The sequence below is a fragment of the Corynebacterium sp. HMSC078H07 genome, assembly GCF_001812805.1.
Classification (GTDB): Bacteria; Actinomycetota; Actinomycetes; order Mycobacteriales; family Mycobacteriaceae; genus Corynebacterium.
This window is the reverse complement of sequence record NZ_KV810449.1, coordinates 90686-107117: the sequence shown is the minus strand read 5'-3', so window position 1 is coordinate 107117 and position 16432 is coordinate 90686. Positions and strand designations below refer to the sequence as shown.

At 61.6% G+C, this 16432-nt stretch carries 13 protein-coding genes; all 13 read left to right on the top strand.

The features are described 5' to 3' along the window. Positions 1–9 precede the first annotated feature (9 nt). The 13 genes from HMPREF2875_RS02545 (at position 10) to HMPREF2875_RS02485 (ending at position 16431) form a co-directional block, all read left to right on the top strand. Positions 10–786, top strand: coding sequence for a cell division protein FtsL (locus HMPREF2875_RS02545; RefSeq protein WP_246817016.1), 777 nt, complete (start codon positions 10–12; stop codon positions 784–786). A 304-nt stretch (positions 787–1090) separates the two neighbouring features. After that, positions 1091–2959 carry a peptidoglycan D,D-transpeptidase FtsI family protein gene (locus tag HMPREF2875_RS02540; RefSeq protein WP_070669925.1) on the top strand — a complete coding sequence of 623 codons (1869 nt, stop codon included), beginning with the start codon at positions 1091–1093 and terminating at the stop codon, positions 2957–2959. 57 nt (positions 2960–3016) lie between these two features. After that, positions 3017–4585 (top strand): UDP-N-acetylmuramoyl-L-alanyl-D-glutamate--2,6-diaminopimelate ligase, encoded by a 1569-nt coding sequence (locus HMPREF2875_RS02535; RefSeq protein ID WP_070669924.1) that lies wholly within the window; start codon positions 3017–3019, stop codon positions 4583–4585. Continuing rightward, positions 4582–6114, top strand: coding sequence for a UDP-N-acetylmuramoyl-tripeptide--D-alanyl-D-alanine ligase (murF, locus tag HMPREF2875_RS02530; RefSeq protein ID WP_070669923.1), 1533 nt, complete (start codon positions 4582–4584; stop codon positions 6112–6114). The genes HMPREF2875_RS02535 and murF overlap by 4 nt, the downstream gene beginning before the upstream one ends. A gap of 23 nt (positions 6115–6137) precedes the next feature. Continuing rightward, positions 6138–7250: a phospho-N-acetylmuramoyl-pentapeptide-transferase gene (gene mraY, locus HMPREF2875_RS02525; RefSeq protein ID WP_039676097.1), complete on the top strand. Its 1113-nt coding sequence runs from the start codon at positions 6138–6140 to the stop codon at positions 7248–7250. Beyond that, the gene (gene murD / locus HMPREF2875_RS02520) at positions 7247–8644 is read left to right on the top strand and encodes a UDP-N-acetylmuramoyl-L-alanine--D-glutamate ligase (protein WP_070669922.1); all 1398 of its coding nucleotides are present in this window, start codon (positions 7247–7249) and stop codon (positions 8642–8644) included. The genes mraY and murD overlap by 4 nt, the downstream gene beginning before the upstream one ends. Positions 8645–8659: 15 nt before the next feature. Beyond that, complete coding sequence (locus HMPREF2875_RS02515; protein ID WP_070669921.1) at positions 8660–10114, top strand: FtsW/RodA/SpoVE family cell cycle protein; 1455 nt, start codon at positions 8660–8662, stop codon at positions 10112–10114. A 29-nt stretch (positions 10115–10143) separates the two neighbouring features. Beyond that, on the top strand, positions 10144–11217 hold the full coding sequence (gene murG, locus HMPREF2875_RS02510) for an undecaprenyldiphospho-muramoylpentapeptide beta-N-acetylglucosaminyltransferase (protein ID WP_070669920.1): 1074 nt from the start codon (positions 10144–10146) through the stop codon (positions 11215–11217). Positions 11218–11250: 33 nt separating this feature from the next. Beyond that, complete coding sequence (gene murC, locus HMPREF2875_RS02505) at positions 11251–12747, top strand: UDP-N-acetylmuramate--L-alanine ligase (protein WP_070669919.1); 1497 nt, start codon at positions 11251–11253, stop codon at positions 12745–12747. Then, on the top strand, positions 12740–13399 hold the full coding sequence (locus HMPREF2875_RS02500; protein WP_070669918.1) for a cell division protein FtsQ/DivIB: 660 nt from the start codon (positions 12740–12742) through the stop codon (positions 13397–13399). Before murC ends, HMPREF2875_RS02500 begins: the two co-directional genes overlap by 8 nt. Positions 13400–13606: 207 nt before the next feature. After that, entirely contained in the window at positions 13607–14959 is a 1353-nt protein-coding gene (ftsZ, locus tag HMPREF2875_RS02495; protein ID WP_070669917.1) for a cell division protein FtsZ, read from the top strand. A 24-nt stretch (positions 14960–14983) separates the two neighbouring features. After that, the gene (gene pgeF / locus HMPREF2875_RS02490) at positions 14984–15724 is read left to right on the top strand and encodes a peptidoglycan editing factor PgeF (RefSeq protein ID WP_070669916.1); all 741 of its coding nucleotides are present in this window, start codon (positions 14984–14986) and stop codon (positions 15722–15724) included. Between the two features lie 2 nt (positions 15725–15726). Further along, positions 15727–16431: a YggS family pyridoxal phosphate-dependent enzyme gene (locus HMPREF2875_RS02485; RefSeq protein ID WP_070669915.1), complete on the top strand. Its 705-nt coding sequence runs from the start codon at positions 15727–15729 to the stop codon at positions 16429–16431. The last annotated feature ends 1 nt before the right edge of the window (position 16432 follow it).

Here is a 16432-nt window from a genome sequence, read left to right as displayed (position 1 = left end):
ACCCCTACCATGGGAGCAAGCCGCGATTTCACCACTGGATCCGACTACGCTGGTCACTCAACTGCGCTGCTGGAACGCGGCGGTCGCACGACTCCGCTGCCCAGCCGCTCCCCGCACCGCGGCACCGTGCCTACTCGCCGCAAGAGCGAGGGGCTGCGTGGAGGCCGTCTCGGCTCGAAGCAGGTTGTAAGCAACCGCGGGCGCCGCGTTGTTCAGAAGCCCAAGAACAATGGACGCTTTGCGCGGCTGTCAGTCATCGCCATCACGTTGCTTATCACTGGTGTGATAGGAGCGATGTGGCTATCGGGTCTGTCGACCTCGCAAACATTCAAGATTCAACAGCTCACGGCACATGAGTCGACGCTCAACAACCAGCTGGAGACCCTCAACCGGGACCTTGAGAATGTTCGCTCTGCCTCGGATGTTGCCCGCCGTGCACACGAAGCCAACATGGGAATCCCAGTACAGCCGGGCATCGTTGAAGTAAATGGCGAGGGAAAACCTGAAGAGAAGCGTCAAGCGACTCCTGAGATGGAATCCGTCGTGGACGTCAACGGCGAGCCAGTTCGCCCGGGCCGAGCGTCGAGTGATCCAAACGCAACGGCCAATATGTCTGACAACCTTAATGTCCGTCCGAACCTCCACACCGGCCAGCCACACCGAGACAATGCAGAGCGCGATGCGTCTGCGGAGCATGAGGACCACGGGGAGGAATCTGCTCCGGCAGAAGGCGGCGTGGAGCTTCCGGATATTCCGGCACAGGCGCCCTACGCAGCTCGCGGTTAGATTCCGGCTCCTGCCCGCGCGTGCCTGCGCGGGCACGCGGTGATCATAGGGCACAATTCGGGGGTAAGTAGGCCCGCCGCTCCCGGCGGGATATCAGCCACATCCGCTGCAGAAAGAAAGGTGACGTGTGACTCCACCACACAGCGGTGGTCGGCGCCCGAGGCGCCCTTCCACGGCCCGTGCTTCCCAACCACGTGGCACAGCGCACCAGCCCCGGCAGCGATACGAGGCCGATCGGGTTATCCCCGCTACGCGCGACAAGAATCCGCGGACTGGAAAACCGGCCGTCAGCCAGCAGAAGACGATGCGCCGCCGTGTACATGTTGTCGCTTCACTGCTGCTTGTCGTCATGCTGGCGTGGATGGGGCGTCTTGCTTGGGTACAAATCGTGTGGGGGCCAGACCTCGCAGCGAAGGCCGCAGCTCAGCGAACCCGCGTCTATATCGACACCGCTGGCCGTGGTGAGATTCTTGACCGTGATGGACAGCGCCTTGCCTACACCATGCGCGCTCGCTCGCTGACGGTGTCGCCAACGCGTCTGCGTGATGAATTGCGCCAGCAAGAAAAGCTCGAGGCCGTCAACACCGCTGAGTACGCCGGCCTTGCCCCTGATGCCCAGGAGTCTTTCCTCGATAACAAGCTCAACGACCGCCTCACCGAGATGGCGGAGAGTATCCCGTCGATGCTTAAAGATGCTGGTATCGATGCTGGAGATGTGGATGCTGACCAGATTATGGACAAGCTCCGCGCTGATACGCAGTACGAGGTGCTCGTTCGCAACGTGGACCCAGATGTCGCAGTGGAAATTTCGGAGCAGTTCCATGGTCTTGCCGCTGATGAACAGCAGATTCGTCAATACCCCAACGGTTCTATCGCGGAAAACGTTATCGGCAAGGTGTCCATGGATGGCCAAGGCCAATTTGGATTCGAGGCTTCTGGAGACACCACGTTGACCGGCATCGACGGCAGCTCCACCGAGGACGTCTCCGCCAGCGGCCAGGTTATCCCGGGTACTCTCCGCGACCAGGTGCCGACCACCGACGGCAAGAACGTCACCTTGACCTTGGACCTCGACCTTCAGACCTACGTCCAGCAAAAGCTGGAGAAGGCCAAAGCTAACTCAAAGGCTAAGAATGCAGAAGCAGTAGTGCTTGATGCCGCCACCGGACAAGTCCTCGCCATGGCGAACACGGACACCATCGATCCGAACAAGGACATTGAGAAGCAGCTAGACAAGGATAAAACCTTCGATAACCTTAGTATCTCCCATCCTTTTGAGCCGGGATCAGTAGCCAAGATCATTACTGCAGCGGCAACTATTGAAGAAGGTTTGACCGATCCTGATGAGGTCCACCAGGTCCCAGGTTCCATTGATATGGCTGGTGTGACTGTGAACGATGCATGGCCGCACGGCGTCGAGCCGTATACGACCACGGGTGTCTTTGGTAAGTCTTCAAACGTGGGAACACTCATGTTGGCTGAGCGCCTAGGCCAGGAAAAATACGCCGAATACCTCAAGAAGTTCGGACTCGGCCAAACCTCGGGTATTGAGCTGCCAAACGAGTCTCCTGGTCTCGTTCCTGCACTGTCGCAGTGGTCCGGCGGAACTTTTGCCAACCTGCCGATCGGCCAAGGACAGTCGTGGACTGCTCTGCAGCTCGCGTCGATTTACCAGACCCTAGCTAATGATGGTGAGCGCATTGAACCACGCATCATTGATTCCATCACCGGTCCAGATGGCGCAAAGGAAGAACTTGAGGAACCAGAAAAGACTCAAGTGGTGAGCCCCGAAACGGCACGCACCGTGGTGGATATGTTCCGAGCCGTCTTCCAATCCGATGAGCGAGGTATCAATAACGGCACCGCCGGTAACGCAAAGATTGAGGGATACCAGCTTTCCGGTAAGACCGGTACCGCGCAGAAGGTGGATGAAGAGACCGGTGCTTACTCTAACTCCAAGTACTGGATCACGTTTGCGGGCATCGCGCCTGCCGACGACCCCCGTTTCGTCGTCGCCGTCATGCTCGACGAACCAGAGTCCGGCGTGAACGACGATGGTTCTGGCGGTCAGTCGGCCGCACCAGTCTTCAGTGACATCGCCGCATGGCTGCTCAACCGCGACAACATTCCACCGTCACCACCGGCCCCGCCGCTGACACTGCGTGCGGAGTAAGCCTTAACGAGTGAGAGAACGATACAGAATAGAAGCACAGAGAAGAGGAGACACAGAGTGACAAGCAGCATCAGCCTAGAGCGGCTAGCAGACATTGCCGGAGGCCGTGTGATCGGGGATGCCTCGGTCACCGTAGACTCGTGCGGCCTTAACTCCGCCACGCTGGCACCGGGCGGGCTCTTCGCGGCGCTGCCTGGTACTCGCGTGCATGGCGCGCGTTATGCCGCAGATACCCCGGCGGCAGCCGTGCTGACTGACGAGGAGGGGCAGGCTCTCCTTGCTGAGGCAGGGGAGTCCCGTCCCATCCTCGTGGTGGAGGATATTCGTGCCATCCTCGGTCTCGTAGCCGCGGAGATTTATGGACATCCCACCGAGAAGCTCACCGTCCTTGGCGTAACGGGCACGTCAGGTAAGACCACGACGAGTTACCTCCTCGAAGCCGGTCTCCTTCACGCTGGGTATTCGGTGGGCCTCATCGGAACGACTGGTACCCGCATCAATCGCGAGCTGGTGCCGACGTCCCTAACCACCCCAGAGGCCCCGACCCTTCAAGAGCTGTTCGCCCGCATGCTGTCTGAGGGCGTGACCCACGTGGTCATGGAGGTCTCCTCCCATGCCTTGGAGCTGGGGCGCGTACGAGGCACTCGTTTCGACGTCGGTGGTTTTACTAACCTGAGCCAGGACCACTTGGACTTCCATCCCACGATGGAGGACTACTTCGAAGCCAAAGCCGCGCTTTTCGACGGCCCCCAAGCCGCCAAACGTGCCGTCATCTGCGTCGATGATGACTGGGGCAAGTGTATGGCGAAACGTGCGGCGGCACTACCGCTTACGCGCGTTGCCACGCAGGACGACGCTGATATCACCGCACGCCAACTCAGCACTGAGGCCACCGGTGCCCAACAGGTGACATTGACGGTGGCTGCCAACGGCACGTCTTATGATCTCCGTCTTCCGATGCCCGGTAAGTTCAATATCGCCAATGCCGCTTTGGCGACTGGCATGGCCGCAGCCATTGGACTCGACCCGCAAACATTCCTCGAGGGCGTAGAAAAAGTCGCCGTGCCAGGACGCATGGAACGCATTGACCGCGGCCAGGACTTCGTGGCGGTCGTGGACTATGCCCACAAGCCGGCTGCCATCGCCGCGGTACTTGATACCCTGCGTGGACAGCTGGAGGGAACGTCCGGCCGTATCGGCATCGTCGTCGGTGCTGGCGGTGACCGCGACTCCTCCAAACGCCCGCTGATGGGAGCCGCGGCCGCGAAACGTGCCGACCTAACCGTCGTTACCGATGACAACCCCCGCACCGAAGACCCCGCCACTATCCGCGCGGCCGTCATGAAAGGCGCGCGTGAAGCGAACCCCGATGGCGATATTCGTGAAGCAGACTCCCGCGCCGCAGCTATCGACGAAGTTGTTGCGTGGGCACGGCCCGGTGACGCCGTCATTGTCGTGGGCAAAGGCCATGAAGTAGGCCAGCTCATTGGTGAGACGATGCACCACTTCGACGACCGCGAAGAAATGGCGCGAGCCCTCGACGACGTTCTTCGTCACAGCGCGAATCAGGCCTCAGCGGGGTACCGTGACAGCGACGATGATTCTCAGTCCAAGGAGGACGCATGATCGCCTTAAGCCTCAGGGAGATCGCTCAGATCACTGGCGGCCGTCTCGACCACGTTGAGAATCCGGATGCCCAGGTCACCGGCTTCGTAGAATTCGATTCCCGCAAAGTTACCCCGGGTGGCCTCTTCGTCGCGCTGCCTGGTGCACGCGTCGACGGCCACGACTTTGCCGCGACCGCTATCGAGAAAGGCGCGGTTGCTGTTCTCGCCGCACGCCCGGTGGGCGTTCCGGCCGTCATTGTTGAGCCTCGTGGGCGCGTCGAAGGTGATGGTGCCAATGCGGATATCTATGCCAACGATGAGGACGGCTCCGCGGCGGCGGTTGTCCGCGCGTTGTCCGCTCTGGCCCGCGCGGTCACCCAGCGTTTGACGCAGCACAATCTCAACATTGTGGGCGTGACCGGTTCTGCCGGCAAGACCTCGACGAAGGACCTTATTGCCACGATTTTCCGCTCGGTAGGGGAGACTGTGGCACCACCGGGTTCCTTCAACAACGAGATTGGACTGCCATACACGGCATTGCGCTGTGATGAGCATACCCAGTACCTCGTCGCAGAGATGTCGGCCCGCGGTATTGGCCACATTCGCCACCTCACCGATATCACCGCGCCGCGTATCGGCGTGGTCCTCAACGTTGGCTCTGCCCATTTGGGTGAGTTCGGCTCCCGCGAGAACATCGCGAAGGCCAAGGGCGAGCTTGTTGAGGCCCTGCCCACCGCGGACGAGGGCGGCGTTGCCGTTCTCAACGCCGATGACCCCTTCGTTGCCGCTATGGCGGCTCGCACAGACGCCAAGGTGGTGTACTACTCCACGGAGACCCGCCGTGGTGGTGCTCCGGCGGCGCAGTATTATGCCACGGACATTGTGCTTGATGACGTCGCCCGCCCCTCCTTCACCCTGCATAGCCCCGACGCCCAACCAGTGGACGTCAAGCTGCAAGTCTTTGGCTCTCACCAGGTCTCCAATGCGCTGGCGGCAGCAGCCGCGGCGATTGAGCTGGGATTGTCCGCGCAGACTGTGGCCAATGCGCTCTCTGGGCATCGCAACGCCTCGGAACACCGTATGGACGTGCGGACCCGCCGGGATGGCGTCACCATCATCGATGATTCCTACAACGCCAACCCAGATTCCATGCGCGCTGCCATCGCAGCCTTGGCGTACACTGCTGCCGCGCGTCCTGATGCCCGCGCCATCGCCGTTTTGGGGGAGATGGGCGAGCTTGGCAATGACGCTGAGTCAGCGCACCGCCAACTGGGTGAGGTCCTGTCGAAATACCACGTTAGTCACCTCATTGGAGTGGGAGAAAGCGCCAACTGCCGGGCGATGACGGAAGCCGCGGCCGAGCAGGGTATAAATACAATGGTGTGCGCCGATGCCGCATCCGCTGCGAAAGCTGTCGACGGTATCTTGCGCGCGGCCCCGGGAGGGGTCGATGACTGGGCCAACCGCACTGTCAAGGACGTGGTCTTGGTGAAGGCATCTAATGCCCAGCGGCTCTGGTTGGTCGCGGAAGAGCTGAACCACAGCTAGCCGCTAGAAAGGACTTCAAGCACGTGACTCAGATCATCATCGCTGGTGTGGTCAGCTTCCTCGTGGCGATCTTTACCACCCCGGTACTTATCCGGTACTTCTCTGACGCTGGCCGCGGTCAGGAGATCCGTGAAGACGGGCCTAAATCGCACTTGCGCAAACGCGGAACCCCCACCATGGGTGGCCTCGCCATTCTGGCGGGCATCTTGGTGGCGTACCTCGTCGTAGGTTTTTATGGCAGGCTTACCGGCCATGTGGGATTTACCGCGTCCGGTGTGCTCGTCCTGGGTCTTACCTTGGGCCTGGGTGCCGTGGGCTTTGCGGATGACTTCATCAAGTTGTTTAAGAAGCGCAACTTGGGCCTCAACAAGACCGCCAAGCTTGTCAGCCAGCTCGCGCTGTCCCTGCTCTTCGGTTTCTTGGTGCTGCGCTTCCCTAATGAGGAGGGGCTTACCCCAGGATCCACCAAGCTGTCCTTTACCCGTGACCTGAAGACCTTTGACCTCGCGGTCGGGGGAGCGGTGGTAGGTACCATCGTGTTCCTTATCTTTATGTATATCCTCATTGCGGCGTGGTCGAATGCGGTGAACCTGACTGACGGCCTCGACGGCCTTGCAGCGGGTGTGACCGCCATCGTTATGGGCTCCTATTCGCTCATGACCTTCTGGCAATTCCGCTATTCCTGTGCTTCCGAGTTCACCGCCGGCTGCTACCAGGTCCGTGATCCACTTGACTTGGCAGTCCTCGCCGCTGCCGGCTTGGGTGGCTGCTTGGGCTTCCTGTGGTGGAACGCTGCACCGGCCAAGATCTTCATGGGTGATACCGGATCCTTGGCTCTGGGTGGCCTCGTTGCCGGTATCTCCGTGGCCAGCCGCACGGAACTGCTGATGATTGTCATCGGTGCCCTCTTTGTTATTGAGACGGTGTCTGTGGTCATCCAAATTGTTGTTTTCCGCACCACCGGCAAGCGCTTTTTCCGCATGGCTCCCATCCACCACCACTTCGAAAACGGCGGCTGGGCGGAAACGGCCGTTGTGGTCCGCTTCTGGCTGCTGGCAGCAATGGCTGCCATGGCCGGCGTGGCAATCTTCTACGGTGACTGGCTCACCGCCAGCGGCATTGGCTTAAGCGCATGAGTCCCCGTCCTGATTTCCTCAACGGCCGCGTCCTCATAGCCGGCGCCGGTGTATCTGGTCGCGGGTGCGCCGCAGTACTAGCTGGCCTAGGCGTAGACATCACCGTCGCGGACGGCAATGCGGATTCTCGATCACGTCTCGAGTCCGAATTGAGCGTCGCTACCGTGGACCCCGACAAGGTGGATTGGGCGGACTATTCCCTTGTGGTGACCTCCCCGGGCTGGCGCCCGGATTCCCCGCTCCTCGCCGCCGCGGCGTCCCGCGGCCTCGACGTCATCGGCGATGTCGAGCTGGCCTACCGCTTGGACCGCGCGGAAGTATTCGGCGCACCACGCCGTTGGTTGGCTATTACCGGTACCAACGGCAAGACCACGACCACGGGCATGCTCGCGGCCATCATGGCTGCAGATGAGCAGCGCTCTGGCCTGCGTTCCCAAGCAGTAGGCAACATTGGTGTTTCTCCCTTCGAGGCCCTCGCAGCAACTCCCCGCGTGGACATCCTTGTGGCAGAGCTGTCCTCCTTCCAGTTGCACTGGTCGTCCCAACTGCGCCCAGAAGTCGGTGCGCTGCTCAACCTGGCAGATGATCACCTAGACTGGCACGGCTCCTTCGATGCCTATGCCGCGGATAAAGCAAAAATCCTAGGTGGGGACCATGCCGTGATCGGCCTGGATGACGCTTATGTTAGCGAACACTACGGCCACACTGAGCCGCCCCGCATCGGATTTACCCACACCGAACCTTCCCCAGGGCAGGTCGGCGTGAGCGCCGGAGGGCTCTTCATCAACGACGTCGCTGGGGTTACGGCCACCGTCATCGACGACGTAACGACCCTCCAGCCCGCGGGCCTGGCCGGCGTGCTCGATGCCGCGGCAGCTGCGGCCGTCGCTGCCCGTGCAGGGGCCCATCCTGAGTCCATCACGGAAGGGCTCCAGTCCTATGTCGTTGCCGGACACCGCGGCGAAATAGTGCACGAACACGCAGGCGTGACCTACATCGACAATTCCAAAGCCACCAATCCGCATGCCGCAGAAATCGCCCTGCGTGGCCTCGACTCTGTGGTGTGGGTCGCCGGCGGTCAGCTCAAAGGCGCAGACGTGAGTGAACTGCTGCGTACCCACGCGGACAGGATAAAGGCGGCGGTTCTGGTGGGCGTCGATAAGCACCTGCTCGCCCAAGCCCTTACCAAGGCCGCACCACACGTGCCCATCGTGCTGGTGGAAAGCCACGACCCCCAAACCGCCATGGACGAGGCCGTCGCAGCGGCGGTGCAACACGCCGACGCCGGCGATACCGTACTTTTGGCGCCGGCTGCGGCATCGTTGGATATGTACACCGGAATGAGCCAGCGCGGCGACATGTTTGCCGCCGCAGCCCGCCGCCTCGCCCGCTAACCAGGAGCATTCGCCGTGACCACTACCCAGAAGCCACCCCGCACGCTGGGCCACCGCGCGCGCGATATCCGCGAGCGCCTGCGCGCCTACCCAGGGCTGGATTATCAGATGCTGCGCATCGCTATTTTCTCGCTCATTGGTATCGGCGTGCTCATGGCCTTTTCCTCGTCGATGGCGACTTCGCTTTCGGAGAGTGACAGCCCCTGGTCGGCTGCTCTGCGCCAATGCATCCTCGTCGTCGCTGGTCTCATCGTGTTTTGGATCGGTTTACGGATGTCTCCGCGAACGCTGCGAGCGCTGGTGCCGTGGTTCCTGGGGCTGGCAATCGTTCTGCTCATCCTGGTTCTTATCCCCGGCGTAGGTACAGGACGTGCCGAGGTCGGTTCGCAGTCATGGATTATGCTGCCTGGCGGCGTTGCCTTCCAGCCATCCGAGTTTGCACGTGTGGCCGTGGGCATGTATGGCGCGTCCGCTCTAGCAGATAAGACTCATCGTTCGATGCGTCTGACAGACCCGTTCATGATGTACTCCATCATTTCCGGCATCATGTTCGTGCTCATCGTGGCGCAGGGCGACCTGGGCATGGGCGTGTCTTTTGCTTTGGTGGTGGTCTTTACCCTCGTCTTTGCTGGCGTGGACTGGCGTGTGCCAACGGTCGTTGGTGTCTTCGGTGTCATCGGCATGGCTACGGTTTTCCTGGCGGGCGGCTTCCGTTCCCACCGCTTCCACACCTATTTTGACGCCCTGCGCGGCAACATCGAAGACACGCAAGGGACAGGTTTCCAGGCGTACCAGGGCTTCCTCTCGCTTGCCGACGGCGGCTTCTGGGGCGTCGGCCTAGGCCAGTCACGCGCCAAGTGGTTCTACCTGCCGGAGGCAAAGAATGACTTCGTCTTCGCCATTATTGGCGAGGAGCTCGGCCTGTGGGGCGGTGCTTTGGTCATCGGGCTCTTTGCCATTTTGGGCTACTTCGGGCTGCGCACTGCCAAGCGGGCGCAGGACCAATTCCAGTCTCTACTCGCGGCGACGTTGTCCGTTGGCGTGGTGGTCCAGGCCTTCATCAACATTGGCTATGTCATCGGCGTGCTGCCGGTGACGGGTATTCAGCTGCCCATGATTTCTGCCGGCGGTACCGCTGCGATTATTACGATTGGCTCCATGGGTCTGTTGTGCAACGTTGCGCGCCACGAGCCGATGCAGGTCTCCGCCATGCAGAATTTTGGCCGCCCGCTCTTCGATCGCATTTTCCTCATTCCGGAACCCACTCCTCCCAATGAGCGTCGCGGCGGCGCGCACCGAGCAGATCGTGAGCGTGGCGGGCGAGGAGAGCGCGCTCAACGTCGTCAGCGCCCGCAAGCGCAGCGTCACACGGAGCGCAGCCGTGAGGAACGGTTTGGCCGCGCGGTCACTGGCCGCCGCGTCCCGCGCCAAGAAGCGCACGGGGACCGTCGGCGCGGCGAGCGTCGGTAGCGTAATGCTGCGCTGGTAGCCTGTAGGGCATGAATGCCACGCGAATTTCCGTCGTCATCGCAGGTGGCGGCACTGCCGGACACATTGAACCAGCGCTTGCCGTGGGGGAGGAGCTGCGTCAGCGCCACGGTGCGCGAGTGACCGCTCTGGGCACCCCGCGCGGTTTGGAAGGAGATATTGTTCCGGCCCGTGGCGTGGATTTGCGCATGATTACCCCGGTTCCCGTGCCCCGTAAGATCAATGCAGATGCGTTGAAGCTGCCGTGGCGCGTTTTAAAGTCCGTACGGGAAACCCGCGCAGTCCTCAAAGACGTGGCTGCGGACGCCGTTTTCGGTACCGGTGGCTACGTTGCTGCCCCCGCATATTTGGCGGCGAAGTCGCTGGGCATTCCTTTCTTTGTCCTAGAGACCAACGCGCTGGCGGGCATGGCTAACAAGCTGGGCGTGCGTCTGGGTGGAATCGGTTTCAACGCGCAGGAGGGGTCCGGCATGCCGGGCGAGGTCCTCGGCATCCCAGTACGTCCCGGTTTGGGGGAGGACCCGGATGGTTCCAAGGCAGCCGCCGCGCGTAAGAACTGGAATCTAGGTGACGAACGCCCCACCATCGTCGTGACGGGTGGTTCCCAGGGCGCAGTGAGCATCAATACTGCCGTTGCCGGTGCTATCGCCGACCTCACGCAGGACTTCCAGGTTCTTCATGCGTATGGAAAGAAGAACGACAAGCCAGAAGAACGCAGCAACTACACCCCGGTGCCCTATATCGATGACATGACCGGCGCCCTCGCCGTGGCGGATCTCATGGTATGCCGCTCTGGTGCCATGACCGTGGCGGAAGTCTCCGCCGCAGGACTGCCCGCCATCTACATCCCCCTCCCGCACGGCAACGGCGAGCAGGCACTGAACTCTCGTGCGCTCGTAGATGCGGGCGCTGCTGTCCAGATTCCCGATGCCGAACTGAGCCCCGAGCGCCTCATCCGTGAGGTACGCGCTATCCTCGGCAACCCCGCCACGCTGGATGCCATGCGCACAGCTGCGGATGCCAGCACCGCGGGTGACGTGGCTGCCACTATCGCTGACCGCATTGCGTCGAGTGCTCGCAACTAGGCCCTCTCCACCACGAACGAAGGATTATCCCTCATGACTGCTACTCCTGCTTCTACTGACTTGTCTCGCGTTCACCTTGTGGGCATCGGCGGCTCGGGCATGTCTGGCCTTGCCCGGATCCTTGTGACCCGCGGCGCGGTGGTGACGGGCTCGGACGTGAAGAAGTCCACCGCGGTGGAGGTCCTGCGCACGATGGGCGCTCACATTGCCATCGGCCACGCAGCCGAGAACCTCGATCTCGCCGGCGAAAAGCCCACGGTGGTGGTGACCTCCTTCGCGGCGATTCCACAGGACAACCCCGAGCTGGCTGCTGCACGGGAGGCTGGAATTCCGGTGATTCGCCGCTCCGACCTTCTAGCGGAGCTTATGGAGGGACACCGCCAAATCCTCTTGGCCGGTACCCACGGCAAGACGTCCACCACGTCCATGACGGTGAGCGCAATGCAGCAGGCTGGTTTGGACCCGTCCTTTGCCATCGGCGGCCAGCTCAACCGTGCGGGGACGAACGCGCATGGAGGAACCGGTGACGCTTTTGTCGCCGAGGCTGATGAATCCGATGCCTCACTGCTGCGCTATAGCCCCTCCGTAGCGGTGATTACGAACATCGAGCCGGACCACCTGGACTACTTCGAAACCCCCGAAAGCTACTTTAAGGTCTTCGACGATTTTGCTGACTGTGTCATCGACGGCGGCTATCTCGTGGTGTGCCTCGAGGATGCACAAGCGGTGGCTACCGGAGAGCGCGCGGCCGAACGCGGCATCCACGTCTTGGGGTACGGCGCGCACAACGAGTCCTCGCTGCCCTATGGTGTCGAAGTCCTGGAGGAGACGGTGTCAGCGGAGGGCGCGCATGTGCGAGTGCGCCTCACGCTTCCCGACGTCCCCCCGGAGGACCTCGCCTACGACCTCCACGTCCCAGGCCACCATATGGTGCTTAATTCCGCTGCGGCGCTACTTGCCGGCGCATTGGCAGGAGGTGAACCAGCGGAACTCGCTGCGGGTTTGACCGATTTTACTGGCGTGCGCCGCCGTTTTGAGTACCGCGGTTCCGCACAAGGGATTCGCGTCTTTGACGATTATGCTCACCACCCGACGGAGGTGTCTGCGGTCCTCACCGCTGCGCGCGCAAAGGTCGATGCCGAAGGCGAAGGCGCGCGAGTTATCGCCTGTTTCCAGCCGCACCTCTACTCCCGAACGATGAAATTCGATGCGGAGTTCGCAGAGGCACTAGCGCTTGCCGACGCCTCCGTGGTCCTCGATATCTACGGCGCCCGCGAGCAGCCGGTGGAGGGCATTACCTCCCGCATTATTACGGACAAGATGCCGGAGGATATGCCGGTCATCTTCGAGCCGGATTTCTCCGAGGCAGCGGGCGACGTCATTTCCCTGGCCCGGCCGGGTGATGTCGTGCTGACCATCGGTGCTGGAACGATTACCTATGTGGCGGGCGAAATACTTTCGAAGCTGGAGCAAGGTGAGGCACGGGCAGAATCCGCACAGCCAGGTGAGGCCGAGGGCCAGGATGTCTAAGAAGACGGGCGCGATTGCCGTCGGCGCGGTCTTTCTCGTAGCACTTGTGGCTGCAGCCGTCGTATGGCTTTTCCCGATTTTTAAGGTGACCTCTTTTGAGGTTGAGGGCAACGAGCACGTGGTGGCCGAAGACGCGGAGCAGGCCAGTGGTGTGGCTTCAGGTTCCAATTTGGTGCGCCTGAATGCGCGTGAGGCGGCCCATGGCGTGGCCTCGCTGCCGTGGGTGGAATCGGCAACGGTCTCGCGTGCCTTCCCGTCGACTGTGCATATCAGCGTGGTGGAACACGAGGCCGTGGCCTATGTTGAGGACGGTGGCCACACAGTGTTGGTGGATGACAAAGGTAAGGAATTTGCCGAGGACACCCCGCCGGCAGAAGCCATTCAACTGACTGGGCGCACGGAATCCGGTTCCCCGGAAATGCAGGCGGCGGTGGATGCGGTATCCGCGCTTCCTGCCGATGTACGCAAGCGCGTCAAGACCCTCGACATCGAAGACACCTATTCGCTGACCTTCGTCACGGATGACGATAAAACCATCTTCTGGGGAGCCGCAGAAGACAACGCCAACAAGGCCATCGCCTTCGAGGATGTGCTTCAGCTGGAGGGCGAATCCTGGAATATTTCTAACCCTTCACTGGTGACTCGCCGCTAAGCGCGTCGCCGGTGGTACGGGTGGGACGCCTGTTAATAAAACCGCACGTCAGCAACCCTAAAGTAGAGGTTGAGGGTACCGACACGCGGCAAAATGTGCGCCGAAATAACCCTCCTTTCGTTAAAGATGGATGTAACCGCCTCTCGCGAAAAAGGGGCGCCTCCTCGTTTACATAAAATCCTTAGTTGAAAGGCAAGAGACCCTCGTATGATCTCATCTAGCAACAACCTCGCGGACATCAAGGTCGTCGGCGTCGGCGGCGGCGGCGTCAACGCCGTCAACCGCATGATCGAAGAAGGCCTCAAGGGAGTCCAGTTCGTCGCCATTAACACTGACTCTCAGGCGCTGATCTTCTCCGACGCGGACACCAAGCTCGACATCGGCCGCGAGGCCACCCGCGGCCTCGGTGCTGGCGCTAACCCGGAGGTTGGCAAGACTTCCGCTGAGGACCACAAGACCGAAATCGAGGACGCCCTCCAGGGCTCCGACATGGTCTTCGTCACCGCTGGTGAGGGCGGCGGAACCGGTACGGGTGCCGCCCCAGTCGTGGCTTCCATCGCGAAGAAGATGGGCGCGCTCACCGTCGGCGTCGTCACCCGCCCGTTTAAGTTCGAGGGCGCTCGCCGTACCCGCCAGGCCATGGCTGGTATCGAGGAGCTGCGCGAGGTCTGCGATACCCTCATCGTTATTCCGAATGACCGCCTCATGCAGCTGGGCGGCGAGGAACTGTCCATCGTTGAGGCCTTCCGCGCCGCCGATGAAGTCCTTCACAACGGTGTTCAGGGAATTACCAACCTCATCACCATCCCGGGCATGATCAACGTCGACTTTGCAGACGTGCGCTCCGTCATGTCCGATGCCGGCTCCGCGCTCATGGGCATCGGCTTTGCCCGCGGCGACAACCGCGCGCTCAACGCAGCCGAGCAGGCCATCAACTCTCCGCTGCTGGAGTCCACGATGGAAGGCGCTAAGGGCGTCCTACTCTCCATCGCTGGCGGCTCCGATCTGGGCCTCCACGAGGTCAACGCGGCTGCCTCCATGGTGGAGGAGCGTGCCGACGAGGATGCCAACATCATCTTCGGCACCATCATCGATGACAACCTGGGCGACGAAGTCCGCGTCACCATCATCGCCACCGGCTTTGATGCACAGGCCAATATGACCTCCCAGCCGGTGCAGCCTGGTCAGGCAGCACCGCAGGGCCAGCACGCCACCCCGGCTGCTCGCCCGGGTTCCCTCTTCGAGAACCGTGCCGAGGCACAACCGGAATCCCCCGCCGCGTCCAGCGCGGAAGCCCCACGTGAGGAGTACACACGTGCTGAGTCGCAGGGCACCGAGCGCCGCGAGCGCGAGGAGTACGCTCCGCGCCACTCCTACGAGCGTGAGCAGCCGTCCGAGCCAGCTCCGTCCAGCGGACTGTTCACCAGCTCCGATCGCTTCCGCCGTGAGGAGCGCGAGAATCGCGACGAGTACCGCCTGTCCCGCCCAGACGAGCGCCGCCCCCGTGGCTTCGATGATGACGGCGACGACGATCTCGACGTGCCCTCCTTCATGCGCTAGTCGCAGCCCGCTACTCTGGAGTGCATGCCAGTAAACGAGGAAGCACACCCATCGAAGCGCCCCGTCCGCATGGTCTTTACCAGCCGTGCTGGCGGGGCGTCGTCGTCTCCCTATGACTCTTTCAATTTAGGTGATCACGTGGGCGATGACCCCGCCGCCGTGGCCGCTAACCGCGCCCGCCTTCTACGCGCCACAGGGCTCGACGACATCGTGTGGATGGAGCAGTTACATACCAATACCGTCACCACGGTAGGTGCGGAGCGCCGCGGCATGACCGAGCCGGTTGAGGCTACCGATGCCCTGGTCACCACCGAAAAACGTCTGGGCCTCGGCGTGCTCGTGGCCGATTGCACGCCGGTATTGCTTGTCGACGTCCCTGCCGGCGTCATCGCCGCCGTCCATGCAGGCCGCCTCGGCGCACGCAACGGCATCATCCGCAACACCGTCAACGCCATGATGGATCTCGGCGCAACCCCGTCGACCATGCAGGTTCTCATGGGGCCGGCCGCCTCAGGTCGAAACTATGAGGTTCCCGAGGAGATGGCGAGGGATGTTGAGAAACACCTTCCTGGGTCGTTAACGCGTACCACGAAGGGAACCTGGGGTGTCGATGTCCGTGCCGGACTGGTGCGTCAGCTCATGGAGCTGGGCATTACTGCCATTGAGTCTGATCCGCGCTGCACCATTGAAGATCCAGACTTCTTTTCCTATCGCCGTGAAGGCGTCACCGGACGCCAAGCCGGCGTGATTTGGTTGGAGGGATAACAATGACTGACCAGAACCGTCTCGAGGAACTGCGGGCCGGACTCGAGCGCACCCGCGCTGAGATCCAACGTTTCGCCGACGAAACTGGGCGCGAAGCACCCGAGCTGTTGCCGGTGACCAAGTTTCACCCTGCGGAAGATATCGCTCTGCTTGGGCAGCTAGGCATCACCGACGTCGCTGAAAACCGCGAACAGGAAGCTCGCGCCAAGGCCGAAGCGCTGCCCCATATGCACTTCCACATGATCGGCCAGATTCAAACCAAGAAGGCCAACCACGTAGCACGCTGGGCGCATAGCGTGCACTCTCTTGACTCTGAGAAACTTGCGCGTGCCCTAGACCGCGGCGTGGCTTTAGCCCAAGAACGAGGCCAACGCGACGGTATCTTGCCAGTTTTCATCCAGGTCTCCGCCGATGGCGATACTGCCCGTGGCGGCTGTCCGCTAGACCTCGTTTCTGACCTAGTGGACGTCGTTGAAGAGCTCGACAATCTTGAGCTGCAGGGCTTTATGGTTGTCCCACCTCTGGAGAGTGAACCGGTCGAGGTTTTTACACAAGTAAAAGAGCTTGTGGAGGAGACTTCTAAGCAGTTGGGGCGTCCCTTGAAACTCTCTGCCGGAATGAGTGCAGACCTGCAGGCAGCCATTGAATCTGGAACACATATCGTGCGTGTCGGAACCGGAATTATGGGCCCGCGGCCAGTAGTTTAAA